This is a genomic window from Nocardia sp. FBN12 (assembly GCF_054031145.1).
In genome coordinates, this window is the sequence record NZ_CM132926.1 from 1,611,365 (window position 1) to 1,638,018 (window position 26,654).

Below are 26,654 nucleotides of genomic sequence, written 5' to 3' on the forward strand. Positions count from 1 at the left end.
CATCGTGACCACACCAAAGGAGCTCAGCGCTATGGATAATCCCGCGCTACCCGCAGCACAGCACTTGGACGACCAGCGCTCGGGCGACCAGGTGGTGGTCATGCCCAGACCGGCCGGACCGGTCGAGCAACTGGCGCTGGTCACCGCACGACTGCGCGAACTGCTCATCACCGGTGAGGATTTCGACGCGATCTACACCCATATCCTGGCCGCTCCCGGCAAGCGCGTACGGGCCCGGCTCGTCCTGGCCTGCGCTGGGTTGCTCCCCGATGCCGTCGACACCGCGGCCCCGCTGGACGACGCCGTCGACCTGGCCTGTGCGATGGAGATGCTGCACGAGTCCTCGCTGGTCCACGACGACATCTGTGACGGCTCACTGCTGCGCCGCGACGCACCGTCGGTGCCCGCCGCGTTCGGCGTGCGCACCAGTGCCCGCGCCGGATTTCACCTGGCGGGCGCGTCGATGCAGGTCGTCGCCCGGGTGCTGACCGACAACCCCGAGGTGTTCGCGCGGGTCGGCGACGCACCCGGCATCACCTACGCCGACCGGCTCTCCGATCTGTCCTACGGTCAGCTCATCGAGACCCTGCCGCCCTCGATCGACGAGGTCGCGCTGCGCCGTCACTACCAACTCGTGGCCGGCGCCAAGACCGGCACCCTGTTCCGGCTGTCGTGCGCGTACGGCGGCACCGCGGGCGGAGTCGATCGCGACCGGCTCCACGCCCTGATGGAATACGCCGACCAGCTCGCGCTCGCCTTCCAGATCATGGATGACGTCCGCGACATCGAGGGCGGACCCGGTCTCGGCAAGGACGCCGGCGGTGACCTCGAACGCCGGGTGCCGACCTGGCCGGTCATCGAATGGCTCGGCTCGCGACCGGGCGCCCGTGAAATGTGGCTGGACGCGGAGATTTCCAGCGCGACCTTGCGGGAAGACCTGGTCGAGAGCGGCGCGACGAAAACCGCCCGGCTGGTCGCGATGGATGCCACCGAGAAGGCCACTCGCGCCCTGGACGTCTTCGGTCCTTCCCTCGCGCGTGACGACCTGCGCGAACTCCTCGAGCAGGTGATCTCCCGATGAGCACAGCACGACTTCCCCTGCTGATCCGCGGACTGCGCAATCTCCGTCGCGCCCCGGATCTGGACGCGCTGCGCGCCGCGCGGTCACCAGCGGAACTGGCCGCGCTCGCCCTGATCCCCGCAGGCCGTAACCTGGGCATCGCCGTCGGTCTGCTGCCCGCGACCTTGCGCGCCGAGGCCACTGCCGCGCTGCTCGCCTGTCGCGTGCTCGACGCCTTCGAAGATCTCAGCGACCGCGCGGTAGCGAGCAGTGCTGTGCTGGCGGCGGTGGACTACCTCAACGCCACCAGCGATACCCTCCCGCCGCCGCTGCCCGCGCTCGAGGGCAGGATCCGCGACAGCGAAGCCGTCGACCGGGTGCTCGCCGAGCGCATCGCCGACATCAGGGCACTGCTCACGGCACTCTCCGAGCAGGGGCGCGAGCGGGTCGGACACGTGCTCACCGATGTCGGCCGGGTCATGGCCCGCAATATCGACGCACCCCTGACCCGTGTCGCCTACAGCGAGGGCGTGCTCGGCCGGATCACTCACTACGCGTGCGCCCTGGTCGCCGAAGATGTGCTGCCCGAAGCGGATCTGCGGGAACTGACCGGTTGTGTCGCGGTGATCGCCCAGTCGGCCAACGACCTGCGCGACAACGAACTCGCGATCTACGGTGCCGCCGACCGTGCGGAGCTCACCCGGATGGTGATGCTGCGTCAGCTCACCCCCGCCCTCGGTGGTTTCGCGCTACTGGCCAAGCTCGGTCCCGGCACGCCGAGCGTGGGCGCGCGAGCGGCGATGGCGTATATGACGATTACGACCTCGGCATTCCTGTGCGGCGCCGTCGACGCGCCGTCGCCGTTCCGGCGCCCGGTCGCCGCGGCCACGCTGGCCGCCGTTTCGCCGGTGTACTGGACGAAGATGCTCGAGCGTGTACGCCGCAGCGGCGATCTCGCGATCCATCAAATGCTCGACGCCTCACCGGATTTCACCACCGGCTCGGCGTCGGCGTCGCAGGTGCTCGGTGCGGGCGACCTCGCCTCGACGGAAACCTCGTTGATGCCGCTGATCGTCGACACCACCTTCGCGCTGGTGCACACGCTGCCGGAAGGCCGCCTGACCGGCGAACTCTGCGACTCGGCGATCCGCACCATGATGATCGCCGATCACCTGGCCTTCGGTGCCATGGAGCGGGTGCCGAGCCACGAACCCGACGCGCTCCGGGCGCTGGCCACCCGGCTGCAGCTCGCCGCTCTCGACAACAGCAGCCACCAGTAGTCGAGGAACACCTCCTCGATGATCGTCACTACTAGCGAAGGAGCTCTCCTATGAGCACCGGAACGCCCGTCGCGCCCACAGAGAAACCGCCGTTCAGCCGGCGCGTGCTCAAACTCGAGCACGCATCCAACGTCGGTCCGCTGCTTCACATCGTGCTGTGGATCGGCATGACGTCGGCCGCGTTGTTCGTGCCAGGCACCTCCACCTGGTGGATCGCGGTGCCGCTGATCATCGTGCTCTCGCTGCTGAACCTCTCGCTGACCATCGGCGTGATGCACATGCACACCCACCGCCCGCTGTTCGTGTCCAAGTTCCCCAACCGGATGGTCGACATCCTGTGCTGCCTGCCTGGCAACCTGACCGCGGCCGAGATGCGCGAGGTGCACGTCCTCAACCATCACCGGTTCAACGACGGCCCGGGTGACGTCACCGCGACCACCGGCATGGACAAGGGCATCGGCGCCATCTGGTACTGGGTGCGCTACGGCATGGTCGTCAAGATCCACACGGTGCGTACGGTTTTCGCCGCGAACCCGGCGCCGCGTCGTCGCAGGACGCGTCACCAGTTCATGCTCGATCTCGCGGTGTACGTCGTCGTGATCGGCTCCGTCTGGTACGTCGCCGGCTTCGAGAAGTTCGTGCTGTTCTACTGGGTGCCGTTCCTGATCACCCAGGTCAACGCCGGCTACTTCGCCTGGCTGAGCCATGCACCCGCGCGCGGATTCACCGATGAGCCGAGCACCTCGCTGAACAACGCGGGCAACATCCTCAACTTCCTGATCTTCAACCAGGGCTACCACAGCGTGCACCACCGCTACCCCGGCATCCACTGGAGCCAGATCCCCGACAAGCTCGACTACATGCGTGACGTGAACCCGGGCGTCATCGTGCCGTATTGGATGGTGGCGCAGTCGGGTTGGCGTCTGGTCGTGCCCGGCGGCTTCCTCAACGAGGGGTACGGCAACAAGTGGAAGGCGCGCCTCGAGTCGCGTCTGGAAGCGGGCACCGTTCGCTCACGCTACCTGCCGTGGTTCGCATGGATCTGATGTCACCGCAACAGGTTCGGGGCGTGGTGACGAGCCCCTCGCGGCTCGTCCCGTTCCTGTTCTCCTTCGCCGTCTACGGTTTCGCCGGCATCACGGTGCCGCTGATGCTGCTGTTCGCCGGCGGCTGGTGGCTGCCGAAGACGGTGGACAAGGGACCACACCTGTCGGCGGTTCCCGCGATCGCGATCGACCTGATGCTGCTCGCGCTGTTCGCGCTGCAGCACTCGGGGATGGCCCGGCCCTCGTTCAAGGCGTTCCTCACCCGCTGGGTGCCGGAGGCGCTCGAGCGCACTGTCTACATCATCGGCGTCTGCCTGGTGATGTGGGTGATCATGCTGGCGTGGCAGCCGGTACCGCACGTGCTGTGGTCGGCCGACGGCGCGCTCGGGGTGGTGCTCGACACCGGGTTCTGGATCGGTTTCGTGCTGGTCTACGCGGCGACCCTGCTGCTGAACCACTTCCACCTGCTCGGCATCAGTCAGGCCTATCGCCAGTACGTGATCCAGGTACCGGACGCGACGGTCGACCGGCTGCAGGTGAACGGCGTCTACAAACTGGTTCGTCATCCGTTGATGACCGGCCTGCTGGTGTCGTTCTGGTTCGCCAGTGAGTTCACTGCCGGGCACCTGGTGTGGGCGCTCGGGCTGACGGGGTACATCCTGCTCGGAACCTATCTGGAGGAGCGCGATCTCATCGCCCGGTTCGGTGCGTCCTATCGCGCGTACGCCGCGCAGGTGCCCGCGTTCTTCCCGTCCGTGCGCGCCGTTTTCGGCCGATCGTCTCGGTAACCGGCACGCACCGGGTGCGAGTCTGGAGAGGAATCGATGTGAACAGTCCCGTTCGAGAACGCGCTGAGCACAGCTGCGCGGCGACCGGCCCGGTCCGTGGTGTCGGTCGGGCCCACGCCAAGGCGATCCTGCTGGGTGAGCACACCGTGGTGCACGGGACGCCCGCCATCGCGTTACCGCTGCCGACCCTGTCGGTGCGGGCGATCGCGCGTCCCGGCACGCCGGGTGGTGTCATCGAGGTTCCCGAAGGGCACTTCGGGTTCGTCGCGGGCGACCCGAACGCCGTGGAGAACGCGTTGTCCGGGCCGCGCGTCGCGGTCGAGGAGGCGTTGCGGCGCTGGGGCCTGACCGGTCATATCGCGGATGTGGTGATGGAGTGCGACATTCCGCTCGCTCGTGGGCTCGGATCGAGTGCGGCCTGCGCCGGTGCGGCGGTGCGCGCGGTCGCCGACCTGCACGGCCGGACCGTCGATGCCGCCACGCTCTACGAACTCGTGCAGTGCGGTGAACAGGTGGCGCACGGCAGAGCCAGCGGCATCGATGCGAGCGCGGTGCTGGCCGACGGCCCGATCCGGTTCCACGAGGGCACCGCCACCGCACTCGATATCGGTCTCGACGCCGCCCTGGTGATCGCCGATACCGGGGTGCCGGGGTCCACGCAGCACGCGGTCGCCGGGGTGCGCCGCACACTCGAACGGGACCAACGGACGGCGCGGCGGGTATTGGCCAGGGCGGAAGAGCTGATCAGCGGTGCGGCGGTAGACCTTTCGGCCGGGCAGGCGCAATCCCTGGGCCGGGCGATGCTCGAATTCCAGGACCTGCTGGCCGAACTCGGCGTCAGCACCCCGCACATCGACACCCTGGTCGCCGCGGCGCTCGATGCGGGCGCCTACGGTGCCAAACTCACCGGCGCCGGTCTCGGCGGCTGCGTGCTCGCGCTCACTCGACCCGGCGACGCGCGCACGGTCAGCGCCGCCTTGCGTCGCGCCGGCGCCACGCAGACCTGGACCGTCCCCACGCGCAGCCTGCGTTCACGCGTGCAGTCCCTATCCGTCTCGACATCGGAACACGGTGCCAACCAATGACTTTCAGCTCAGCATCAATCGCAGGCACGGTCGGTGACACCGCAACCGGGCCGACCGAGGAGGGGCCGACGGCGGTCGCCTATCCGAACATCGCCCTGGTCAAGTACTGGGGTAAGCGGGACGAAGAGCTGTTCCTGCCCGTCACCGGCAGTCTGTCGATGACCCTCGATATCTTCCCGACCACCACGTCGGTGCGCGTGATCGACGGTCGCAGGGATGTCGTCGAGTTCAACGGCGTCGCCGCGACCGGTGCCGCGCTGGCCCGCATCGAAACGTTTCTGGATCTGGTGCGCGCCAAGGCCGGTCGGTCCGACCGTGCGCGGGTAGTGACCTCCAATGCCGGGCCGACCGGCGCCGGTCTGGCCTCGTCGGCGAGTGGCTTCGCGGCACTGGCCACCGCCGCCGCAGCCGCTTACGAGCTCGATCTGGACCCTCGCGCCTTGTCGCGCCTGGCCCGGCGCGGCTCCGGTTCGGCTTCCCGGTCCATCTTCGGTGGTTTCGTCGTGTGGCATGCGGGGGAGGGGGAAGGTGTTGCGGGAGACGAGAGTTCGTACGCGGAGCCGATCGGCGGCGACGAATTGGACCCCGCCCTGGTGGTCGCCGTGGTGAATCAGGGCGCGAAGGCGGTCTCGAGCCGGGTCGCCATGCGCGAGACCACGGCCACGTCACCGTTCTATCGCCCGTGGGCGGAATCTTCGGTGCTCGACCTGGCCGAAATGCGCAAAGCTGTTGCCCGCCGGGATCTTCCCGCGATCGGGGAGATCGCCGAGCGCAACGCCCTCGGCATGCACGCCACCATGCTCACCGCTCGCCCCGGAATCCGGTACCTGTCACCGCATTCGATCGCCATCCTCGACGCGGTGCTCGCGCTGCGCGCCGACGGGATCATGGCGTACGCCACGATCGATGCCGGGCCGAATGTCAAGGTCCTGTGCACCCGCGGCGACGCACCGCGAGTCAACGCCACACTGGTCGGCCTCGGCGATTTCGTCACCACTCGGACCGCGCACATCGGCCCCGGCGCATCGCTGACGACATCGGGCGCGACACCGACGACGCTCGGTGCGCAACTCGCGGCGGGTGGCGATCGATGATCAGTTGTCGCGCGCCCGGAAAACTCTTCATCGCCGGTGAATATGCCGTGGTCGAACCGGGACACCTCGCGGTGCTCACGGCGGTCGACCGCTACGCGACCGCCACGGTGATCCCGGCGAATCCCGGCGAAGACATCATCCTGCATTCGGATCTGGACGACGGCCGCACGCTGCCCTGCACGCGTCACGGTGACGAATTGGCACCCGCCTCCGATGCTGGTGTGCCCGCGGCATTTTCGTATGTCTTCGCCGCCGTTTCAGTAGTTCACCGCCTGCTCGTGGAACGCGACATCCCCGCCTCGTCCTTCCGGCTGACCACGACCGCCGACCTCGGCGACGCCGACGGCCGCAAGTTCGGCTTGGGTTCCAGCGCGGCCGTCACGGTGGCGACCGTCGCCGCGCTCGGACAGTACTTCGCCCTCGAGCTCGATCTCATGGACCGCTACCGGCTGGCCATGCTCGCCACGATCGCGGTCAACCCCCGCGCTTCCGGCGGCGATGTGGCGGCGAGCACCTGGGGCGGGTGGCTCGCCTACCGATCTCCGGACCGCGCCCACGTGGCAGGCTCGCTCGCCCGCGACGGCGTCGCCGCCACCCTGCGCGCACCGTGGCCGGGCCTGTCGGTACGCCCGCTACCCACCCCGGCCGAGCTCGCCCTGCAGGTCGGCTGGACCGGAAACCCCGCCTCCACACCGGCGCTGGTCGCCGGCCTCGACGGTGACCGAACCACCTTCCGGGCGCGCAGCAACGACTGCGTCGAACGACTCGTCGCCGCCGTCGAGGCCGACGATTCCCAGGCCGTGCGCGCCGAAATCGACAGCGCGCGAACACTGCTCGTCGACCTCGACGCCAGGTCGGGCCTCGGCATCATGACGCCACGCCTGCATGATTTGTGTGCGGCGGGCGCGGCAGTCGGCGCCGCCGCCAAGCCCTCGGGCGCCGGTGGCGGCGACTGTGGCATCGCGCTCATCGAACGCACCCGCCCCGCCGCGATCGCCGAACTCACCGGCCGCTGGATCACCGCCGGAATCCGCCCGCTGCCCCTGCGGACCCACCCAGCCGAAGGGGACCACCGATGATCGCCGATCGCAAGGACGACCACGTTCGCCACGCGGTGAACCACCAACGCCAGGCCACCGGTATCAGTGACTTCGACTCGGTCACTTTCGTCCACCACGCGCTAGCGGGCATCGATGCCGATGAGGTGTCCCTGGCCGTCGATGTCGCCGGAAAACAGTGGGACACACCACTTTACGTCAACGCGATGACCGGCGGCAGCACCAAGACCGGCGAGATCAACCGTCAGCTCGCCATCGCCGCACGCGAGACCGGCATCCCGATCGCGTCGGGCTCGATGAGTGCCTACTTCCGTGATCGCTCGGTCGCGGGCACCTATCGGGTACTGCGGCAAGAGAATCCGCACGGCTTCGTACTGGCCAACGTCAACGCGAACGCCACCGTCGACCAGGTGCGCAGCGCCATCGATCTCCTCGAAGCCGACGCACTGCAGATCCACCTCAACGCCGTGCAGGAAGTGGTCATGCCCGAAGGCGACCGCTCGTTCGGTGCCTGGCCTCGCCAGATCGAACGCATCGTCGCCGATACCGCCGTACCGGTCTTCGTCAAGGAAGTCGGGTTCGGCCTGAGCAGGCAGACCGTCACCTGGTTGCGCGACGCGGGCGTGTCCGTCGCCGATGTCGGTGGCCGCGGCGGCACCAATTTCGCCCGTATCGAGAACGATCGGCGCGCAGGCGGCGACTTCGCGTTCATCGAGAGCTGGGGCCAGTCCACCCCGAACTGCCTGCTCGACTGCGCCGACATCCCGGGCATCGATATCGCCGCCTCCGGTGGTATCCGCTCGCCACTGGACATCGCGCGCGCACTCGCGTTGGGCGCCAACGCGACCGGTGTCGCCGGGGCGTTCCTGGAAACCCTGGTGAGCCACGACACCGACGCCCTGGTCGCCAAGATCGGGACCTGGCTCGACCAACTGCGCACCATCCTCACCGTCCTCGGCGCCCGCACCCCAGCGGATCTGGTCGGCGCCGACCTGCTCATCACCGGCGATGTCGCGACCTTTTGCCGGCTGCGCGGCATCGACATCGCAGCACTTGCCCACCGGAGCCCCTGGTGGCGCGAATCGGAAACCTCGAGAAGGAGTCACCCATGAATGACATGTCGTACGCGGCGGTGCCGCTGCAGTGGGTGGGCCCTGTGCGCATTACCGGAAATGTCGTCGACGATGCCGTCGACGTCCCGCTGGCAACCTACGAAACCCCGCTGTGGCCCTCGGTCGGGCGCGGCGCGCGGATCAGCACCCTGGCCGAGAAGGGCATCGTCGCGACGCTGATCGACGAGCGGATGACGCGCTCGATCCTGCTGGAAGCCGACGACGCCTACACCGCATACACCACGGTCCAGCAGTTGGAAGGCCGCATGGCCGAGCTCCAGGAGGTGGTCTCGGGCAGTAGTCGTTTCGCCCGGCTGATCGACCTGCACCACCAGATCGCAGGCAACCTGCTGTTCCTGCGCTTCGAATTCACCACCGGTGACGCGTCGGGCCACAACATGGCGACTCTGGCCAGCGACCACCTGATGGATCACATCCTGTCGACCATGCCCGGTGTGCGCTACGGCTCGATCTCGGGCAACTACTGCACCGACAAGAAGGCCACCGCGGTCAACGGCATTCTCGGACGCGGTAAGAACGTGATCACCGAACTGCTCATCCCGCACGAGGTGGTCTCCCAGCGTCTGCACACCACCGCCGCGCAGGTGGTGCAACTCAACATCCGCAAGAACCTGATCGGCACCCTCCTGGCAGGCGGAATCCGTTCCGCCAACGCGCATTACGCCAACATGCTGCTGGCGTACTACCTGGCGACCGGTCAGGACGCCGCCAATATCGTCGAAGGATCCCAGGGCATCACCCACGCCGAGGATCGTGACGGCGACCTCTACTTCTCGTGCACCCTGCCCAACCTGATCGTGGGCACGGTCGGCAACGGCAAGCACGCGAGTTTCGTCGACGAGAACCTCGAACGCCTCGGTTGCCGCGAAGACCGGCAGCCCGGCGAGAACGCCCGGCGCCTCGCGGTGATCGGGGCAGCCACCGTGTTGTGCGGGGAGCTGTCGCTGATGGCGGCACAGACCAATCGCGGTGAATTGATGCGTGCCCATACCCAATTCGAGCGGTCCACCACGAGCAACGGAAGCCCACGATGACAACTACGCCGGTCGGTATCCACGACCTAACGTTTGCCACCACCCACTACGCCCTCGATCACGCCGTCCTCGCCGAACGACTCGGGGTGGATCGCGACAAGTTCTACCTCGGCATCGGCCAGGAGAAGATGAGCGTCGCCGCCGCCGACGAGGACATCGTCACCATCGCCGCGGCTGCCGCCCAGCCCATCCTCGAGCGGCACGGCACCGACAACATCCGTACGGTGCTGCTGGCCACCGAGACCGGTGTCGACCAGTCCAAAGCCGCTGCGCTGTACCTGCATTCGCTGATCGGGCTGCCCAACGCCGCCCGCGTCGTCGAGCTCAAGCAGGCCTGCTACGGCGGTACCGCCGGGCTGCAGTTCGCGGCCGGGCTGATCGCGCGCGACCCGTCGCAGCGCGTGCTGGTGATCGCCGCCGACATCGCGAAGTACGAACTCGACACCCCGGGGGAGCCGACCCAGGGCGCCGCCGCGGTCGCGATGCTGGTCACCGCGGACCCGGCGATCCTGGCGCTGGATCCGATCTCGGGTCTCTACAGCGCCGACATCATGGACTTCTGGCGCCCGAACTACCGCACCGAAGCCATCGTCGACGGCAAGACCTCGGTCAACGCCTATCAGAAGGCTGCCCAGGAGGCATGGACCGACTACCGCCGCCAGGGCGGGCGAGAGCTCGGTGAGTTCGCCGCGTTCTGCTACCACCAGCCCTTCACCAAGATGGCCTACAAGGCCCACCGCCACCTGCTCGAAAGCCAGGGCCACACCGCCGACGCCGCCGCGATCGAGGCCGCGATCGGCACGACGACGACCTACAACCGCACGGTGGGCAACAGCTACACCGCCTCGCTCTACCTGGGTTTGGCCTCGCTGCTCGATCATGCCGGTGATCTCACCGGCAAGGCACTGGCGATGATCAGCTACGGGTCGGGCAGTGTCGCCGAGTTCTTCAGCGGCACAGTACAACCCGGCTACCGCGCGCACCTGCGCACCGAGGCGAACCAGGCGGCGATCAGCTCCCGTGAGCTGCTGGGTTACGAGCACTATCGTGAACTGCACGAGGCCACCTCGCCCAGTGACGGCGCCTACCACGCCATGGCCGAGGAAACGCGGCGCCCGTTCCGGCTGGCCGCCGTCTCCGGTCACAAACGCATCTACGAATCCCGCTGAGGACACCCATGAGCAGTAACGACACCCGCCACGTCCAGGTCATGATCGTGGGCAGCGGGCTCTCCGGCCTCGGCGCCGCCATCAGGCTCAGCCAACGTGGCCTTTCCGACTTCGTGGTCATCGAACGCGGTCCCGATGTCGGCGGAACCTGGCGCGACAACACCTATCCCGGTGCGGGCTGCGACGTGCCCTCACATCTGTACTCGTACTCGTTCGCGCTCAATCCCGACTGGTCCCGGTCGTTCTCACCACAGCCTGAGATCGAGCGGTACCTGCGCACCGTTTCCGAACGCTACGGCGTACGCGACAAACACATTTTCGACTGCGCGCTGACCGCGGCCCGCTGGAACGACGCCGACCGCAGGTGGGACATCGAGACCAGTAAGGACACCTTCACCGCGGACTTCATCATCTCGGCGGCCGGTGTGCTGGCCGAGCCGAATCTTCCTGATATCAAAGGCATCTCGAGCTTCGAGGGGGAGATCTTCCACTCCGCGCGGTGGAACCACGACGCCACCCTGGCCGGTAAGAAGGTCGCGGTCATCGGCACCGGTTCCTCGGCGGTGCAGATCGTCCCGTCGATCGTGCCCGAGGTGGCGCACCTCGATGTCTACCAGCGCACCGCCACCTGGGTGATGCCACAGATCTTGCGGCCCTACTCCGGACTGGAACGCTTCGCGTTCAAGCACATTCCGGGCCTGCAACGGTCGATCCGGGCGCTGATCTACCTCGCCCGCGAGCTGTACGTGATCACGCAAGTGAAGTATCCGTGGACCGGCATCGTGCTCGAGACGGTCGGGCGATTCAAGATGCGTTTCGAGATCCGTGACCCGGAACTTCGTCGAAAAGTGATGCCTCAGCACCGGATCGGCTGCAAGCGCATGCTCGTGTCGAACAAGTTCTACGGTGCGCTCGATCGTGACAACGTCGACGTCGTCACCGACGGCATCGCCGAGATCCGCAGCGGTTCGATCGTGGCCGAGGACGGCACCGAGCGGGAGGTGGACGCCATCGTGCTGGCCACCGGCTTCCACGTCGCCGATTCGCCGACCTTCAACCTGTACACCGGTCGCGACGGCCGGACTCTGTCCGAGGCAGCCGATGCCGAGGGCTACCACATGTACAAGGGCACCACGGTCGCCAACTTCCCGAACATCTTCTTCATGCTCGGCGCCAACTCCGGGTTGAACTACACCTCGCTGATCTACACCATGGAATCGCAGATCAACTACATCGTCGACGCGCTCACCACTATGGAGCAGCGCAACCTGCAATCGTTCGAGGTCCGCTTGGACGCGCAGGTCGAATACAACAAGCGGCTCCAGCCGAAGATGGCCCGGACCGTCTGGGTGCACGGCGGCTGCACCAGCTGGTTCCTCGACAAACACGGCAACAACTCGGCGCTGTGGCCGGACTTCAGCTTCCGATACCGGCGATTGGTGCGAGAGTTCGACATCGACGCCTATGACACCACCGTCAAGACACCATGACCGCACCGTCGACGTCACCGTGCCGGCGGTCGGTCTGCTGAGCGGCCCGGCCTCCTGACTACGGGCGCACCTGTACTCGGTGTAGGCGCTCATGCGGCACGGTGACGAGAAGGCGGTCGCGCTCAGCGCCTGTTGGTAGTGAGTCTGTGCTGCAATCCAGCGATGATCACCGTGAGATCGAAGGAGAGCCGATCTTCCTCGGCGTCTCGACGTGGCCGCTGGCTGATGGCGACCACGTCGCGAAGCATCGGAAAATTCGTCTCGGGGACCACGCTCAACGCTGCTGCCAATTCCGCCACATCGGGATCTCCGCCCCGTTGGGCGGTGAGGGCGTCGCGCCCAGCCGAAGCGGCGGCATCGGTGACGAGCATCAGTGCGCCCCGGGCTTCTTCGATCCCGAAGCCCGCCTCCACCAATGCTCGCAGGACGCGCTCCACCGAAGCCAACGTGGCCGAACCGCCTGCGTGGGAGGGTCGCAGATAGGGGACCAAGGTCCCCACGACGACGACGGCATCGCGCAACGCTGTCGCGAAGAGCGTCAGGACCTGGCGCCAATCACCCTCGGCAGGCAGTACCACGCGACGGAGCTCGGACTCGAAGACATCCCGGGCGACCAGTTCGCGCAAGCCCGCTTTTCCGCCCACGTGATAGTTGAGGGAGGTGGGATCGACTCCGAGCACGTCGGCGACGGCCTGCATCGTCAGCACTTCGGGCGCCACACTCCGAGCGGCGCAGATGATCTGTTCACGGCTGATCTTCTGCGGTCGGCCACGACCGCGCGTCCGCCCGGATTCCGCATGCGTATCGGGCCCGCCGAACTTCTGTCCGCTCACCGTCTCAGCCTAGAGACCTCGGCGAAACCTTCGGCTCCGCGTCCTCCCGGCATGCCAGGCGAGAGGAGTGATCTCTGATTCGAGAATGTATTTTTCTGCTCCAGGGAAAAAGTGGGCAAAACGCCCCCGTGCGGGCGCTCGCGCGGGTAGACAAGACCGGTGCGAGCCGTGCGGAAGAAGCCCACGGTCGTCGTTCCCAGTCGCGTCGGAGTCGCTGGGCACCATCGCTCGCAGCAGGGAAGAGGTACCGATGTCAGCTGCCGAATACCGCGTCGTCCAGTGGACCACCGGGAACGTAGGAATGAGTTCCGTGCGGGCCCTCGCCGCCGATCCCGCCATCGATCTGGTCGGATGCTTCGCATGGTCACCCGACAAAGTCGGGCGCGATATCGGTGAGCTGGCAGGCGGGGCGCCACTCGGTGTGACCGCCACCGACAACATCGAATCGCTGCTCGCCCTGAAACCCGATTGCGTGATCTACAACCCCATGTGGTTCGACGTCGAGGAAGCAGTGCGCATCCTGTCCTCGGGAGCGAACATGGTGACCACCGCGTCGTTCATCACCGGCCACAATCTGGGTGATGAGCGCGAACGGCTGGAAGCGGCGTGCCGGCGCGGCGGGTCGACGATATTCGGCTCCGGGGTCAGTCCCGGCTTCGCCCAATTGCTTGCGATCGTCGCGGCGAACGCGTGCGACCGGGTCGACAAGGTGACTATCGCCGAGTCCGCCGACACCACCTTCTACGACTCGCCGGCCACCGAACGGCCGGTGGGCTTCGGCACCCCGATCGACGATCTTGACCTGCCCGGTATGGCCGCCCAGGGCACCGCGGTGTTCGCTGAAGCCGTTCGGCTGGTGGCGGATTCGCTGAATATCGAACTCGACGAGATCGTCTGCCAGGCCGAATACGCGCAAACCACCGACGATCTGGACCTCGGGTCATGGACTATTGCCAAGGGCTGCGTGGCCGGTGTGGCCGTCAGCTGGCAGGGCCGTGTCGGCGATCGGGTCATCATCGACATCAATGTCCGCTGGCGTAAGGGCCAGACGCTGGATCCGGACTGGAAGATCGACGGCGACGGCTGGAAGATCACCGTCGCGGGCAGGCCGACCGTGAACATGACCGTCGGCTTCCTCCCCCCGCCCGATTTCCACGCCGAGACGATCGCCGATTTCATGGTCCTCGGCCATATCATGACCGCCATGCCGCCCATCCACGCGATACCCGCGGTCGTCGCGGCAGCACCAGGTATCGCGACCTATAACGATCTGCCACTCACCTTGCCCCGCAACATCATCGCGCGGGGATGAACCGCACCGGATGACTCCTCCGGCAGCCGGAGACTTGTGCTCGGTACTGTGTCGGATGTCGCGGCTTCGTAGGGTCTCAGGATGCGGATTGGTGAGCTGTCCGAGCGCACGGGCGTGAGTCCGAGCGGAGCACTCCACCACCTCGGAAACGGTCGCATAGCCTCCTCCGATGCGGTGATCCGCCTCTCACTCCGTTGCCCCTGACATCCATGTGAGTGATGAGGATTGCCGCAGCGCCCGGAACCCACCGGGCCGGTCAGACGAGAGGCGGCAAAAAATGGGGCAGGCATGGGGTTTCGGTAAGTACGGCGGGCCCGAGGTGCAGGAGTTCTTCGATCGCCCCGACCCTGTTCCGGGGCGCGGTGAGGTCCTGATCCGGGTCAACGTCGCCGGGATCGTCGATCTGGTGGGAGGCGCCGTGCTGCGGACAGTCGCTCCGCTGGCCAGGAACGCCCGAGACATCATCGCCGTTGGCGATGCGTCGGTGTCCGATCTCGGTGGACGTTTCGTCGAACGTCGCCTCGACCGCGAGAGTCTCGAGCGGTCCGCTCGGCTGGCACTGGACGGCGTCCTCGCCCCCGTGATCACGGCGGTCCATCAGCTCTCCGACGCACCGGCCGCCCTCGCCACCGTCGAAAACGGCCACGCCGCAGGCAAAGTCGTCATCGAGGTGGCATGAGAGATGGCTCGGCGACTGACGCCGAGAGCGGGCCGCGTAGCGATGGCCGGCTCCCGGCCCCAGCGGACTGGAACGCGAGTCGGCGCCCGCGGGGATGCCGGGTGTAGCTGCCTGCTTTCGGCGGAGCTGAACTCCCGCTCAGGGGCCTGGACAAATGATTCGAATCCGCATGCTCTGGCGATAACGTGTTCTAAATTGGGTTCCTCTGGCGATGCGAATCACGCTCGACCACTGACAGATCGCCGCACCGGAGGTGCCTGCCGATGTCATCGGGTGTACATCTCCCGCCACAACTGCCCGAAGCCGAAGATGCTTCTCCCAGAACAGTTTCGGAGGGCATCCCGACCGATCCGGGCTCGCTCACCCCCGCCTGGATCACCGCGGCACTACGGGCACACGGTCACCCTGTCGAGGTCGACAGCGTGACCGTCACGCCGGTGGGTTCGGGTCAGATGGCCGGCTCGTACCGGCTGCTGCTGCGCTATCGCGACAGCGCCAGCTTGCCGGTCAGCATGATCGCCAAACTCGCCATCGGTTCCGAGGAGCATCGCCGGTTCGGCGCTGGCGCCTTCCGCAACGAGGTGCGCTTCTATCGCGATCTGGCGCCGACGCTGCGGGCCCCGGTGCCGGGCTGTCACGCGGGCGTCGTCTCGGAATCCGGCAGCGAATTCGTGCTGCTACTCGATGATCTCGCGCCGGCGGTGCAGGGCGACCAGATCGCCGGCTGTACCGCCGAACAGGCGCGCGCGGTCGCCGTCGCCGCCGCCGGCCTGCACGCCCCGCGCTGGTGTGACGACACGTTGTTCCAGGTGCCGGGCCTGTCGCTGCCCACTGCCGAGGATCGGGACCTGATGGACTCGGTGCTCGGGCCGATGGCCGACGCCTTCGTCGAGCGTTTCGATGATCGGCTCACCGACCTCGAGCGGGCCGCCGTCAGGTGGCTCGTCGCGTCCGCCGGGGAGTGGCTGATCGCCCCGCTGCGGCATTTCGCGCTGCTGCACGGTGATCTTCGCGTCGACAATGTGATGTTCGCGCCGGACGGCACCGTGACGCTGCTGGACTGGCAGACGATCACCCCTGGGCAACCGCTGCGCGATATCGCCTTCCTGCTCTCGACGAGCCTCACGATCGAGGACCGCCGCCGGCACGAGCGCGCCATCATCGCCGACTACCACCGAGCGCTCACCCGGCACGGTGTCACCGGCTACCGCCCGGAGCAATGTTGGGCCGACTACGTGTCGTCCCTGATCCACGCTCCGCTGATCGTCGTATTCGGTTGCGGTGCGGCCGCTCCCACTCCGCGCGGCGACCAGATGTTCCACACCATGCTCACGCGCAGCGCCGCCGCGATCGACGATCTCCTACCGGGCGCATTGCACTGACCCGGCCGCTCCCGTCGATCGCTGCGGTCATCGACGCGGCAGCCGGACGAGCTTTCGCGCATTGCTCGACGACGCCGCGCACCGTCGCCGCCGAAGCCGTTGTGCGGGTGGCGCATCGACGCGGGTCGGCGCTCTCACTGGGTGGTTCGGTTGTCGGCGTGTGGTGGCCGAAGCGCGCGCCGACGGATCTTGCCGGTGTGTGTTTTGGGCAGTTCCGCGATGATCTCGAGTTCCCTCGGTCGCTTGTAGGGCGCGAGGCGCTCTCGGGCGAACGAGATCAGCTCGTCAGCCCGGACGTCGTGTCCGGCCTTGAGCGAAACATAGGCGGCAACCGACTCACCTCGATACTCGTCGGGTCGGCCGACGACGGCTGCTTCGAGCACGGCCGGATGCTCGTACAGGACGTCCTCGACCTCACGCGGCCACACCTTGTACCCGGAGACATTGATCTGATCTTTGATCCGGTCGACCAGGTAGACCCAGCCCCGTTCGTCGACGATCGCGCTGTCGCCGGTGCGGAGACGGCCGCCGGGCAGGGCGGCCGCGGATTCCTCGGGTTTACGCCAGTATCCGCGAATGACCTGTGGGCCGGTGACGACGAGTTCGCCCTGGCTGCCGGGTGGAAGGGTGCCGCCTTCAGCGTCGACGACCTCGAGGGTCACTCCCGGCAGCGGTCGGCCGATGGACAAGGTGCCACTGTCCGGGTCGACCGGGGCACTCGTTCCGGGTGGTACGGCGGTGACAGCCGACGAGGTTTCGGTCATGCCGTAGGCGTTGTGGATGTAATGGCCGAACCGTTCGCGGAATCGGGCGATCGTACTCGGCGGGACCGGGGCACCCCCGCTGAACAGCGTCTTGATGGTGGAGAAGTGCGCGGCGGTGGCGTATTCGGAGTTCATCATCGCGTTGAACGCGGTGATCGAACCGATCGTGTAGGTGACGCGGTGTTCGCTGAGCGCGTCGACGGCGACGTCGGTGTCGAATCGGCCGGTGAAAACCAGTGCGGTTCGTTCGGTGAGCGCGAGGGCGCCGATGACGACGGCTCCGGTGATATGGAACAGCGGGGCCAGGGCGAAGACGACATCGCCGGGGGTGATGCTCGCGAGTTCGGCGAACCGGGTGGTCACCGCGCGGACATTGGCGTGTGAGTTCATCGCGCCCTTGGGCGGGCCGGTGGTGCCGGAGGTGTAGGCGAGAAACGCCATGTCGTCGCCGCGCACCTGGACCTGCGGGGGTTTCCTGCCGATGTAGGCGTCGGCCACAGCGAGCAGGTCGCTGGGCGGCGGGTCGGTACGGCGGCCTCCTGCCGCAGCGTCGACCTCGAACACCCGGGAATCGTTGCGGGACTGCAGGTCTGACTCCGCGGTACCCAGCACCCACGCGACCGTGGTGCCCTCGACATCGTCTCGGACCTGCTGCACATCGCGATCGGTGGTGATGACCCCGACCGGCTCCGCGTCACTGACCAGCTCGCGCAGTTCCCGGCCGCGATACATCGGGTTGAGCAGCAGGGCGACCGCGCCGAGCTTCCACAGGGCCAGCAGGACGAGTGCGTAGTGCGGAATGTTCTGCAGGTGGATGCCCACCCGCTCACCGTGTCCGACCCCGCGGTCGGCCAGTGCGGCCGCGAGTGCGTTGGCGAGGTCGTCCGCTGCGCGCACGGTCAGTGTGGTGTCGAAGTACACGAGGGCCGGGGCGTCGGGCTCGTGCTGGACCCGGTCGTGCCATGCCCGCACGAGGGTGTCGAAGTTCGGGTCGGCTTCGGGTGCTGTCCCGGTGTCACCGGCGCTCACGCGGGGAGTTCCTTGTGTCCGGTTTCGCGGATGGTCGCGACGGTGAGGAGGCCGATGGCGCAGACACCCATCACCCAGTAGGCGGGTGACATCGCGTTGCCGGTCGATTCCACGAGCTGGGCGGCGACATAGGGGGCGGTTCCGCCTGCGGCGATAGTGCCGATATTGAAACCGAGGGAGACACCGGTGTAGCGGACCGTGCGGGGGAAGAGCTCGGTGAACAGGGGGAACGCGGGGACCTGCACCACGCCGTTGAGAACCATGTACACGAAGTAGACGATGCCGATGACCAGGATGCTCGACGTCGCGCCCATGATCATGAAGGCGGGCAGCGCGAGCACGACGTAGCCGAGATAGCCGCCGATGAGCACCGGTTTGCGTCCCCACCTGTCGGTGAGCATGCCGCTGAGCGGGAAGGTGGCGCAGGCCAGCGCGATGGCGACCGCCGAGGTCCAGTAGACGGAGTCCTTGGAGAAGCCGAGGTCATTGATCAGATAGACGCTGAAGTAGGTCAGCCCGATATAACCGGAGCCGTTCATCGCGATGGCGATCCCGACGACCCGCAGGACAGACCACGGGCTCTTGGTGACAGTGTCGAGCAGCGGGCTCTTGGCGACCTGCTCCTTCTCCGCCATCTCCTCGAATTCGGGGGTGTCCTCCAGCTTCATCCGGACGCGCAGGCAGACGTAAGCCAGCGGCAGCGCGAGCAGGAACGGGATGCGCCAGCCCCACGATTGCATCTGCTCGTCGGTGGTGGCGAGCGACACCACGCCCACCACGGCGGCGGCCACGGCGAAACCGAGAGTGGAGCCGACCGGGGTGAAGGACCCGAAGAAGCCGCGTTTGCGCGGTGGCGCCGACTCGGCGATATAGGTGGCCGCGCCACCGACTTCGCCGCCGGCCGAGAACCCTTGGGCGAGACGGACCAGCACCAGCAGGATCGGGGCGAGCACACCGACAGCCGAATGGGTGGGCAGCAAGCCGAGGATGCCGCAGGCCACGCCCATGCTCACCACCGTCATCACGAGGGCGGAGCGGCGGCCGCGGCGGTCGCCGAGGCGGCCGAAGAAGATGCCGCCGAGGGGACGGGCGACATAGGCGACACCGAAAACAGCGAGCGTCGACAGAATCGACACCCCGGAATTCTCCGAGGGGAAGAACAGGGGTGCGATGGTGACGGCGAGGAAGCCGTAGACCGCGAAGTCGTAGTACTCGATGAGGGTGCCGACGCCGCCGGCGATGGCGGCGCGGCGGGCCACGGAGTTCGATTTCTTCGCGGCTGTCGCCGGCCGTGGTCCGGTGGGGTGCAGGTGATCGGACCCGACGCGAGATTCTGTGTTCGTCATTGAGCCTGTCTTTCGCGTGCGTGCTCGGCGAGCAGGAGTTCATAGGAGCCACCGGCTTCGATGACCTGGACGGTCCGCGGACTCGGTGGGTTGCCGACCAGGTGGGTTCCGTCGGACAGGCGCAGGGCGGCGGCGCGCCAGTCGAGGGCCACCGCGTCGTCGACCTGTACCGCGGTCGATACGCCGGGGATCGTGATCAACGGCATGCCGTTGAAGGTCTCGCCGCGCCAGAAGCCGGGCGAGAAGGATTCCGCGACGATGGCGGCGATGCCCGCGTTGCGGAGGGCGACCATGGGCGGGTAATGCGGATGGCCGTAGCCGAAGTTACGGCCGCCGACGATGATATCGCCGGGACGGACGCGGTCGGTGAAGGTGGGGTCGTAGACCCGCATACAGACCGATCGCAGGTGGTCGGGGTCGTAGGACTTGATATTGGCGACACCGACGACGAGGTCGATATCGAAATCGTCGCCGAAGATCCAGGCGACCCTGCCTTCGATGAGATCCGCGGGTGGGGGATAGGCGCTCACTGGTTCGACTCCTGGATGGTGCCGGTGAGGGCACTGGCGGCCACCGTGTAGGGGGAGCCCATGTAGATGTTGGCGTCGGGGCTGCCCATCCGGCCGGAGATGTTCAGGACACCGGTGGAGATGCAGTTCTCGCCGGGCTGCAACGGCTTCTGGTAGCCGAAGCAGAAGTCACAACTCGATATGTTGATATGCGCACCCGCGGTGCGGAGCACGTCGAGAATGCCTTCTCGCTCGGCTTGCTCGTACACCTGCTGGGAGGTCGGGACGACATTGAGTTCCACACCGGGTGCCACCTTGCGGCCGTCGAGAACCAGGGCGGCGGCCCGCAGATCCTCGATACGACCACTGGCGCAGGAGCCGATGAAGGCCTTCGTGATCGGGGTGCCTGCGAGTTCCCGGACCGTCTTGGTGTTGACGGCGCGGGCCGACCCGGGCAGCACCACGCGCGGGGTGAGGGTGGCGAGGTCGATGGTGTGGCGGGCGGCGTAGGTGGCGTCGGCATCCGGATACACCGGGTCGAAGGCGCGGCGGGCGACCTCGTCGGCGTAGGCCAGCGACATCTCGTCTGGTTCGAAGATCGCCGAGACAGCACCGGTGAACATGGCCATTCCGCACAGGCCCTGGCGATGGTCGATGGCCATGGAACGGGCGCCGGGGCCGCCGAATTCCATCACCTGATGCGCGCAGCCGTCGGCGCCGACCAGATCGATGATGGTGTGCACGAGGTCGCGGCTGTCGACGCCAGAGGGGAACTCGCCGACGAGGTCGAAGCGGGTGGTGGCGGGGATGTCGACGAAGACCTGACCGGTGACCCAGGCTTCGATGAGGTCGCGCCGGATGCCCCAGCCGAGGGCACCGAAGGCACCGATTCCGCTGATATGGCCGTCGAAGTGGACGAGGAACTCGCCCGGGATGGCGAGGCCGAGCTCAGCGGTGAGCTGGTGGCCGATACCGCGGCCCTCGTGCAGTTCGATGCCGTAGAACTCGCACCAGTCGCGGGTGACCTGGTGGACTTCGGTTTCCTTGTCGTTGCGCTTGGTGAGCATGTGGTCGATGAAGACGATGTAGCGGCCGGGGTCCTCGAGCTCGGTGATCGCGAAGTCCTCGCGCATCTGGCGGAACATCACGTCGGTGTAGCCGGGGAAGTCATAGGCGATCATGCGCGCGGGCCGCACCGGGTGGTTCTCGCCGGCCCGGACCGTTTGCTGATCCGTGGCGCGGCCGAGGATCTTCTCTGTCATCGTGTAACCCACAGCGATCACTGCTCCTTGGCCGGCAGGTACTTGTTCTGCATGGCCTCGACCTCGGGGAAGCCGATCAGTTCCACGAATTCGTGATGCTGGAGCGCGTCGGCGCTCACCTGGGCCGGGGCCTCGCCCGCGGCCAGCCGCCGCAATGTCTCGCGGGCGGCTCCGGCCACGGCCATCAGGACCTGGGTGGGCAGCAGGGCGAGGCGGACGCCGATCTGGTCGAGGACCTCGGGGGTGAAATCGCGTTCGGTCCAGGTCGACGCGGTGAGGGTGGCCATGAGCGGAACCCCGACTTCCTCGTGGCAGCGCTGCCACTGTTCGACGGTGTCGAAGGTCTTGGTGACCGGCATGATCATGTCCGCGCCCGCCTCGACGTAGGCCCGCGCGCGGCGGATCGCCTCGTCGCCCCGCGCGTCGGTGCGCGCGATCAGCAGCACATCATCGGGGATGGAGTCGCGGACGGCGCGGATCTTGCCGGTCGCCTCGGCGACGGTGATCAGGTCGACGGGCTCGCCCACGCAGATGGGGCAGGACTTGGGGGAGACCTGATCCTCCATGAACATGCCGCCGACACCCGCGTCGGCGAATTTCGCGGCGGTGCGCGCGGCGTTGACGGCGTTGCCGTAACCGGTGTCGATATCGGCGACGAGCGGCAGCTTCGACGACTCCCGGATCGTGCGGACCGCCTGCAGGTTCTCGGTCTGAGTGTAGAGCTCGGCATCGGGGAGGCCGAGTGCTGCCGAGACGGCGAATCCCGAGGCGCACAGTGCGCTGAAGCCCGCCTGCTCGGCGAGGCGGGCGGTCAGGCCATCCCAGACGCCGGGTGCGTAGACGAGGCCGCGGGTCGTGAGGTCTTTCAGGTTCGGGCTGCGCACAGTCCACCCTCCGTTTCGCGATGCGGAATGTGTTTCACATGACGATATGTACGGTAAGGTGGTGCGGGTCACAAAGTCAACCCCGGTCGGTGGATGTGCTCATATGGTGGCAACGCCGATCGCCGGACCAACGAAAGTGAGTGAGTAGCAGTGGCTGTGCCCATCGAGCCCGAAGCAGCAGGAGGTCGCGACGTCGTCGGCGCCGTCCTCAAGGCCTGCGCCCTGCTCGAGAAATTCGGTGCGGATCGGCCCGTCTGGACTTTGAACGAACTCACTTCGGCCAGCGGGATGAACAAGACGACGGTGTATCGCCTGATGGCCACGCTGATCCACGCGGGCTGGGTGGATCGCACCGCGGAAGGTGCTTACCGAATCGCGATGCCGGTGTTCGAAATCGGTTCCGCCGCGCTGTCGAAACTCGATATCCGTTCTGCGGCAAGGCCGTTCATGGCCGAGTTGGCCGACGCCTTCGGGAACACGGCCTACCTGATGGTGCCCGCGGAACAGGGTGCGGTCTGCATCGATCTGCTCGAAGGACGCAACTCCCTGGTCGTCGCCGGGATCAATATCGGCTCGGTGATGCCGTACCACGCCGCGGCGGGGCCGGTTGTCATGCTCGCTCACTCGAAGATGTTGCGGGACAGGTGGATCACGGCGGATCTGCCCGCGATCACCGACCGGACCATCACGGATGTGGCCCGACTCGTCGAGCACCTGGACGGGATCGAGAAGGCCGGCTATTCGCTGAGCAATTCCGACTACCTGCCCGGGGTCGCGGCGGTGGGAGCGCCGATCCTGGGGAAGGACGGATCGGTTGTCGCGTCCATCAGCGTCGGGGGCCGGGCCGAGGAGTTCGAAGGGGACGCCCTGGCCGAGATGATCGAAAAGGTGTGTGACGCCGGGTCGCGGATCACGCGGATCATGCAAGCGCTACCGCGAGGCTGATCAGGTTGTGAGGAGCAGCAGGGCGATGCGGAGTAGCCACCGACCTCGGCACGTCGTGACGGTGGGCTACTCGAGCTTGCCGCCCGCGTCGGTGCACTCCCGGTAAGCAGTGCTTGCGGAATTATTGCGAGACTGGGAATACGGCATAGAACGGGTCTGCTGTAACGCCGACTCGCGTTGGCATAGTCCCAGTTTGGCGGAGGTTTGGTTACGCCATGCCGGTGGACCGGAGGTGAGTTTGCTGAAGGTGTGCTGTCTGTATCCTTTGCGCGTCCTGGTCGACGGGGGCGAGCGGTGTCCGTTCGCCCCATGAGGTTCGGAGGTTTGCGCACACATGGTTTCGCATCGCTCGGTTCCGCGTCCGGCGGTACTCACGCCCGGCGCTGCAACATCGGATTTCCGTCCCGTGCTGCTCGATGCATCGAGACCGGAAGGACTGGGTGATCTGGAAGCGCTGGCAGCGTCGAGCTCTGTCAGTGCGGTGCACGACACCATCGAAGAACAGCTCGACGAACTGATCCGCTGCGAGGACCCCGCCGTCCCGCATTCGGCGGATTCGCTGGCAGCGTCGCGTCGTCGGATCTGTGGCGAGACTCCGTTGTGGCGATGGGGAACCTGGGTCTTCTATCCGTGGAACGGCCGGTTGGTGCATGTGCTGGCGCGCGAGCATTTTCAGCGGGTGCGAACCGATCGCAATCGTAACAAGATCGACCGGGCGCAGCAGCGAGACCTGCGCGAGCGGCGGATCGGTGTGGTCGGGCTGTCGGTGGGCAACAGTGCGGCTGTGACGCTGGCGATGGAAGGGGTCGGCGGATCGTTCCGATTGGCCGATTTCGACACCGTCGGGCTGTCGAATCTGAACCGGCTGCGGGCGGGGATGGGTGATCTCGGGGTCTCCAAAGCTGTGCTGGCGGCGCGTCAGATGTTCGAGATCGACCCCTATCTCGACATCGAGGTGTTCCTGGACGGGTTGACCGAGGAGTCGATCGGGCCGTTCTTCGATGGGGTGGGCGGCACCCGGCCGCTGGATCTACTGGTGGAGGAATGCGACACGATGTGGGCGAAAGTCGCTGCCCGTGAGTTCGCGCGGCGCCGAGGGATTCCGGTACTGATGGACGCCAACGATCGCGGCCTACTGGATGTGGAGCGTTTCGATCTCGAACCCCATCGCCCGCTGTTCCACGGCCGCACCGGCGGGTCGAGCTCGCCCGATGTCGCGAGGATGAACCGGGGTGAGCTGCTGTCGCTTCTGCTGGCAGTCGTCGATGAGCCGCGGTTGAGCCCGGCGATGCGCGACGCCCTCGGTGAGGTCGGCCGGAGCCTGTCCAGCTGGCCGCAACTCGCCTCCGGGGTGATGCTCGGTGGCGCATTGGTGGCGGACACGGCTCGCCGGATCCTGCTCGGCGAGCTGATCCCGTCGGGGCGAACCTATATCGACCTCGACGAACTCATACCCGCGCTGGGTCCACGAATGGCTCCGGAATTCGTGCGGGCGATGGAGGAAGTCCGTTGACGATCGACCTGCGCAATGTGGAACTGGTCGGCACGCGGCTGCGGTTGCGTGATCTGCGTGCCGGTGATCTGGACGTCTACCAGCGGATCTTCACCGACCCGCGCTTGACCCGATTCATGGGTACCGACAGCATGGGCGTCCGGGCGGCCGCGGCGTCGTTCGACGCCGCGCTGCGCTCGCGCGACGAGAGTCCGCGGCGCAAGTTCACGCTGGCGATCACAGCACCGGATGACGACACCATGGTCGGCACCATCGGCCTGCTGGTGGAGGATTTCGGCAGCAACGCGATGATCGGCGGTCTGGTCGTGGTTCCGGAGGGGGCGCTGCGGGCGGGTGGTATCGAGGCGGGACGGCTCATGGCGGCATTCGCCTTCGGGCCGCTCGGGATTCACCGGGTATGGGCGGGGCATCGGCACGATCATCCGGTGATGGACACAGTGATGTCGGGAGTGGGCTTGACGCCGGAGGCACGGCTGCGACAGCTGTACCGAACCCAGGGCAGGTGGCGCGACGTGTGCACCTACGCGGCTGTGCAGCCGGAATGGGCGGCGACGGCGACAGCTGCCGAACGTCGAGTCCTCGCGTTGCGGCCTACTGCGGCAAGGGAACACGCCACCGCAGGTCGGTGAAGTCGGTGGGCAACCCTCCCGAATCGGGCTCCAGGCGGGCCACGGCGCGATAGCATCGCCGACTACAGGCCCCACGTAATCACCTTTGCCTGAATTGCCACCACCCGAAACGCGCAGTGGCCGGCGACGGGAGGGACTCCACCGCCGGCGAGATCCGAAGTGGAGATCACCAATGGCAGTGCTGATCGACTCCGACTACTTCACGCCGGCGGACCGGCGGGAGGCGGTCACCGCAATCCTGCAGGAAGCCGATATCGGGGCGAACCTGCAGATGTGGGACTCGCCGGCGGAAGTGGTCAGTCGGCACCAGGCCTGGATGCTCGGCCCGATCGCGCTCACCCGCTCGGAGGTATCCGGTCACCAGGTCTGCCGCACCAGCCGCCATGAGCGATCCACGCCAAGCGACACTCTGACGGTGACCGTGCAGAACGGACAGGTCCGCAGGCACGAACAGTTCGGTGCGCAAACGCTGATCGAACCAGGTGCCTGCGAAGTGATCGACCTGGCCACCACATTCGCCTCCGGCTGGCACGGTCTCGGCGGAACGCTGTGCCTGCAGCTGTCCAGAGAGCGCCTCGGCATTTCCGCGGAAACGATCGTCGCGGCGCACGGGCGATTGGCGGCGTCGCCGCTGTATCCGATGGTCACGGCGCAGATCCAGCATCTCGTCCGGATCGCCGACCAGCTCGAAGCCGATCCGGCCGCCGCCTCCGTGGGCGAGTCGTGCCTGGAAATGGTTCGGGCACTACTGATCTCGGCGGCCGGGCGCGGGCCGGGTGACGGCGCGGCCATCCCGGAGCAACTGCTGATCGAGCAGATCCTCGGGTATGTCCGGACACACCTGTCCGACTCGACCTTGAAGATGCCCGCTATCGCCGCCGCCAACAACATCTCGGTCCGGCACCTGTACAAGGTGTGCGCGCAGTCGGGTATCAGTCTCGAGCAGTGGATCATCGAACAACGCCTGGTCCGGGCCCGCGACATGCTGGTCGACCGGGGCTACGCTCACCGGTCCGTCGCCGCTGTGGCCGGTGCCGTGGGTTTCCGCGACGCCGCCCACTTCGCCCGGCGATTCCGCGAAGCATTCGGTATGACGCCACGTGACTGGCGCCGCAGCGCCACCGATGCGGCCAACCCACCGAAGTAGCCGGGGTTCCGCGCTCGAATGCACGCACGTTTGTGCGTGCACAGTCAGTTGCCGTGCAGTCACAGCCTCCTTCGAGGGCCGATTCACCGATATCTTTCGAATGTGGTTGCGCGAGACCGCATCAGGAGCAGGAGTGTTCGCCGACGGGCGACCGCGCCGATGCGGTCCGTGCCGAGGGCATCG

Annotated in this window: 24 protein-coding genes; 18 read left to right on the plus strand and 6 right to left on the minus strand. The window is 67.0% G+C overall.

Annotated elements, in window-relative coordinates; translation table 11 throughout:
• Positions 1 to 31 precede the first annotated feature (31 nt).
• Genes ACWZHB_RS07980 through ACWZHB_RS08030 form a run of 11 tightly spaced genes read left to right on the plus strand, consistent with a single transcriptional unit; the run spans position 32 to position 12,237 of the window.
• The gene (locus ACWZHB_RS07980) at positions 32 to 1,081 is read left to right on the plus strand and encodes a polyprenyl synthetase family protein (RefSeq protein ID WP_427907282.1); all 1,050 of its coding nucleotides are present in this window, start codon (positions 32 to 34) and stop codon (positions 1,079 to 1,081) included.
• The gene (locus ACWZHB_RS07985) at positions 1,078 to 2,340 is read left to right on the plus strand and encodes a hypothetical protein (RefSeq protein WP_427907283.1); all 1,263 of its coding nucleotides are present in this window, start codon (positions 1,078 to 1,080) and stop codon (positions 2,338 to 2,340) included. The genes ACWZHB_RS07980 and ACWZHB_RS07985 overlap by 4 nt, the downstream gene beginning before the upstream one ends.
• 50 nt (positions 2,341 to 2,390) lie before the next feature.
• Complete coding sequence (locus ACWZHB_RS07990; RefSeq protein ID WP_427907284.1) at positions 2,391 to 3,386, plus strand: fatty acid desaturase; 996 nt, start codon at positions 2,391 to 2,393, stop codon at positions 3,384 to 3,386.
• Positions 3,377 to 4,174 carry a methyltransferase family protein gene (locus tag ACWZHB_RS07995; RefSeq protein WP_427907285.1) on the plus strand — a complete coding sequence of 266 codons (798 nt, stop codon included), beginning with the start codon at positions 3,377 to 3,379 and terminating at the stop codon, positions 4,172 to 4,174. Before ACWZHB_RS07990 ends, ACWZHB_RS07995 begins: the two co-directional genes overlap by 10 nt.
• A gap of 38 nt (positions 4,175 to 4,212) precedes the next feature.
• On the plus strand, positions 4,213 to 5,259 hold the full coding sequence (mvk, locus tag ACWZHB_RS08000) for a mevalonate kinase (protein ID WP_427907286.1): 1,047 nt from the start codon (positions 4,213 to 4,215) through the stop codon (positions 5,257 to 5,259).
• The gene (gene mvaD, locus ACWZHB_RS08005; RefSeq protein ID WP_427907287.1) at positions 5,256 to 6,353 is read left to right on the plus strand and encodes a diphosphomevalonate decarboxylase; all 1,098 of its coding nucleotides are present in this window, start codon (positions 5,256 to 5,258) and stop codon (positions 6,351 to 6,353) included. Before mvk ends, mvaD begins: the two co-directional genes overlap by 4 nt.
• Positions 6,350 to 7,432, plus strand: coding sequence for a phosphomevalonate kinase (locus ACWZHB_RS08010; RefSeq protein WP_427907288.1), 1,083 nt, complete (start codon positions 6,350 to 6,352; stop codon positions 7,430 to 7,432). The genes mvaD and ACWZHB_RS08010 overlap by 4 nt, the downstream gene beginning before the upstream one ends.
• Positions 7,429 to 8,523 carry a type 2 isopentenyl-diphosphate Delta-isomerase gene (fni, locus tag ACWZHB_RS08015; protein ID WP_427907289.1) on the plus strand — a complete coding sequence of 365 codons (1,095 nt, stop codon included), beginning with the start codon at positions 7,429 to 7,431 and terminating at the stop codon, positions 8,521 to 8,523. Before ACWZHB_RS08010 ends, fni begins: the two co-directional genes overlap by 4 nt.
• The gene (locus tag ACWZHB_RS08020) at positions 8,520 to 9,578 is read left to right on the plus strand and encodes a hydroxymethylglutaryl-CoA reductase (protein ID WP_427907290.1); all 1,059 of its coding nucleotides are present in this window, start codon (positions 8,520 to 8,522) and stop codon (positions 9,576 to 9,578) included. Before fni ends, ACWZHB_RS08020 begins: the two co-directional genes overlap by 4 nt.
• Positions 9,575 to 10,747: a hydroxymethylglutaryl-CoA synthase gene (locus ACWZHB_RS08025; protein WP_427907291.1), complete on the plus strand. Its 1,173-nt coding sequence runs from the start codon at positions 9,575 to 9,577 to the stop codon at positions 10,745 to 10,747. Before ACWZHB_RS08020 ends, ACWZHB_RS08025 begins: the two co-directional genes overlap by 4 nt.
• Positions 10,748 to 10,755: 8 nt before the next feature.
• On the plus strand, positions 10,756 to 12,237 hold the full coding sequence (locus ACWZHB_RS08030; RefSeq protein WP_427907292.1) for a flavin-containing monooxygenase: 1,482 nt from the start codon (positions 10,756 to 10,758) through the stop codon (positions 12,235 to 12,237).
• 122 nt (positions 12,238 to 12,359) lie between these two features.
• Here ACWZHB_RS08030 and ACWZHB_RS08035 read toward each other — a convergent pair whose 3' ends face one another.
• Positions 12,360 to 13,070, minus strand: a complete 711-nt coding sequence (locus tag ACWZHB_RS08035; protein ID WP_427907293.1) for a TetR/AcrR family transcriptional regulator C-terminal domain-containing protein — start codon at positions 13,068 to 13,070, stop codon at positions 12,360 to 12,362.
• A 250-nt stretch (positions 13,071 to 13,320) separates the two neighbouring features.
• Here ACWZHB_RS08035 and ACWZHB_RS08040 point away from each other — a divergent pair, with 250 nt between their 5' ends.
• From ACWZHB_RS08040 to ACWZHB_RS08050, 3 genes are all read left to right on the plus strand, one after another.
• Positions 13,321 to 14,382: an NAD(P)H-dependent amine dehydrogenase family protein gene (locus tag ACWZHB_RS08040; protein WP_427907294.1), complete on the plus strand. Its 1,062-nt coding sequence runs from the start codon at positions 13,321 to 13,323 to the stop codon at positions 14,380 to 14,382.
• A 277-nt stretch (positions 14,383 to 14,659) separates the two neighbouring features.
• Positions 14,660 to 15,061, plus strand: coding sequence for a zinc-binding dehydrogenase (locus ACWZHB_RS08045; RefSeq protein WP_427907295.1), 402 nt, complete (start codon positions 14,660 to 14,662; stop codon positions 15,059 to 15,061).
• A gap of 263 nt (positions 15,062 to 15,324) precedes the next feature.
• Positions 15,325 to 16,443, plus strand: a complete 1,119-nt coding sequence (locus ACWZHB_RS08050) for a phosphotransferase (protein WP_427907296.1) — start codon at positions 15,325 to 15,327, stop codon at positions 16,441 to 16,443.
• 134 nt (positions 16,444 to 16,577) lie between these two features.
• Here the strand turns inward: ACWZHB_RS08050 and ACWZHB_RS08055 are convergent, their stop codons facing one another.
• From ACWZHB_RS08055 to ACWZHB_RS08075, 5 genes are read right to left on the minus strand one after another with little or no spacing between them, the layout of a single operon-like run.
• On the minus strand, positions 16,578 to 18,236 hold the full coding sequence (locus ACWZHB_RS08055; RefSeq protein ID WP_427907297.1) for a class I adenylate-forming enzyme family protein: 1,659 nt from the start codon (positions 18,234 to 18,236) through the stop codon (positions 16,578 to 16,580).
• Positions 18,233 to 19,582 (minus strand): MFS transporter, encoded by a 1,350-nt coding sequence (locus ACWZHB_RS08060; protein WP_427907298.1) that lies wholly within the window; start codon positions 19,580 to 19,582, stop codon positions 18,233 to 18,235. Before ACWZHB_RS08060 ends, ACWZHB_RS08055 begins: the two co-directional genes overlap by 4 nt.
• The gene (locus tag ACWZHB_RS08065; protein WP_427907299.1) at positions 19,579 to 20,112 is read right to left on the minus strand and encodes a 3-isopropylmalate dehydratase small subunit; all 534 of its coding nucleotides are present in this window, start codon (positions 20,110 to 20,112) and stop codon (positions 19,579 to 19,581) included. The genes ACWZHB_RS08060 and ACWZHB_RS08065 overlap by 4 nt, the downstream gene beginning before the upstream one ends.
• The gene (locus tag ACWZHB_RS08070) at positions 20,109 to 21,353 is read right to left on the minus strand and encodes a 3-isopropylmalate dehydratase large subunit (protein ID WP_427907300.1); all 1,245 of its coding nucleotides are present in this window, start codon (positions 21,351 to 21,353) and stop codon (positions 20,109 to 20,111) included. The genes ACWZHB_RS08065 and ACWZHB_RS08070 overlap by 4 nt, the downstream gene beginning before the upstream one ends.
• A gap of 17 nt (positions 21,354 to 21,370) precedes the next feature.
• Complete coding sequence (locus ACWZHB_RS08075; protein WP_427907301.1) at positions 21,371 to 22,237, minus strand: isocitrate lyase/PEP mutase family protein; 867 nt, start codon at positions 22,235 to 22,237, stop codon at positions 21,371 to 21,373.
• A gap of 150 nt (positions 22,238 to 22,387) precedes the next feature.
• Here ACWZHB_RS08075 and ACWZHB_RS08080 point away from each other — a divergent pair, with 150 nt between their 5' ends.
• From ACWZHB_RS08080 to ACWZHB_RS08095, 4 genes are all read left to right on the plus strand, one after another.
• Complete coding sequence (locus ACWZHB_RS08080) at positions 22,388 to 23,182, plus strand: IclR family transcriptional regulator (protein WP_427907302.1); 795 nt, start codon at positions 22,388 to 22,390, stop codon at positions 23,180 to 23,182.
• A 334-nt stretch (positions 23,183 to 23,516) separates the two neighbouring features.
• On the plus strand, positions 23,517 to 24,695 hold the full coding sequence (locus tag ACWZHB_RS08085; RefSeq protein WP_427907303.1) for a ThiF family adenylyltransferase: 1,179 nt from the start codon (positions 23,517 to 23,519) through the stop codon (positions 24,693 to 24,695).
• Positions 24,692 to 25,324: a GNAT family N-acetyltransferase gene (locus tag ACWZHB_RS08090; protein WP_427907304.1), complete on the plus strand. Its 633-nt coding sequence runs from the start codon at positions 24,692 to 24,694 to the stop codon at positions 25,322 to 25,324. Before ACWZHB_RS08085 ends, ACWZHB_RS08090 begins: the two co-directional genes overlap by 4 nt.
• A gap of 172 nt (positions 25,325 to 25,496) precedes the next feature.
• On the plus strand, positions 25,497 to 26,471 hold the full coding sequence (locus ACWZHB_RS08095) for a helix-turn-helix domain-containing protein (RefSeq protein WP_427907305.1): 975 nt from the start codon (positions 25,497 to 25,499) through the stop codon (positions 26,469 to 26,471).
• Positions 26,472 to 26,654 lie beyond the last annotated feature (183 nt).

Excerpts from the sequence above, each read along its gene's own strand:
- ACWZHB_RS07985 (WP_427907283.1), top strand. The coding sequence starts at position 1,078 with ATGAGCACAGCACGACTTCCCCTGCTGATCCGCGGACTGCGCAATCTC.
- ACWZHB_RS08025 (WP_427907291.1), top strand. The coding sequence starts at position 9,575 with ATGACAACTACGCCGGTCGGTATCCACGACCTAACGTTTGCCACCACC.
- ACWZHB_RS08050 (WP_427907296.1), top strand. The coding sequence starts at position 15,325 with ATGTCATCGGGTGTACATCTCCCGCCACAACTGCCCGAAGCCGAAGAT.
- fni (WP_427907289.1), top strand. The coding sequence starts at position 7,429 with ATGATCGCCGATCGCAAGGACGACCACGTTCGCCACGCGGTGAACCAC.
- ACWZHB_RS08020 (WP_427907290.1), top strand. The coding sequence starts at position 8,520 with ATGAATGACATGTCGTACGCGGCGGTGCCGCTGCAGTGGGTGGGCCCT.
- ACWZHB_RS07980 (WP_427907282.1), top strand. The coding sequence starts at position 32 with ATGGATAATCCCGCGCTACCCGCAGCACAGCACTTGGACGACCAGCGC.
- mvaD (WP_427907287.1), top strand. The coding sequence starts at position 5,256 with ATGACTTTCAGCTCAGCATCAATCGCAGGCACGGTCGGTGACACCGCA.
- ACWZHB_RS08030 (WP_427907292.1), top strand. The coding sequence starts at position 10,756 with ATGAGCAGTAACGACACCCGCCACGTCCAGGTCATGATCGTGGGCAGC.
- ACWZHB_RS08070 (WP_427907300.1), bottom strand. The coding sequence starts at position 21,353 with ATGACAGAGAAGATCCTCGGCCGCGCCACGGATCAGCAAACGGTCCGG.
- ACWZHB_RS08095 (WP_427907305.1), top strand. The coding sequence starts at position 25,497 with ATGGCAGTGCTGATCGACTCCGACTACTTCACGCCGGCGGACCGGCGG.
- ACWZHB_RS08040 (WP_427907294.1), top strand. The coding sequence starts at position 13,321 with ATGTCAGCTGCCGAATACCGCGTCGTCCAGTGGACCACCGGGAACGTA.
- ACWZHB_RS08045 (WP_427907295.1), top strand. The coding sequence starts at position 14,660 with ATGGGGCAGGCATGGGGTTTCGGTAAGTACGGCGGGCCCGAGGTGCAG.
- ACWZHB_RS08010 (WP_427907288.1), top strand. The coding sequence starts at position 6,350 with ATGATCAGTTGTCGCGCGCCCGGAAAACTCTTCATCGCCGGTGAATAT.
- ACWZHB_RS08060 (WP_427907298.1), bottom strand. The coding sequence starts at position 19,582 with ATGACGAACACAGAATCTCGCGTCGGGTCCGATCACCTGCACCCCACC.
- ACWZHB_RS07990 (WP_427907284.1), top strand. The coding sequence starts at position 2,391 with ATGAGCACCGGAACGCCCGTCGCGCCCACAGAGAAACCGCCGTTCAGC.
- ACWZHB_RS08085 (WP_427907303.1), top strand. The coding sequence starts at position 23,517 with ATGGTTTCGCATCGCTCGGTTCCGCGTCCGGCGGTACTCACGCCCGGC.
- ACWZHB_RS07995 (WP_427907285.1), top strand. The coding sequence starts at position 3,377 with ATGGATCTGATGTCACCGCAACAGGTTCGGGGCGTGGTGACGAGCCCC.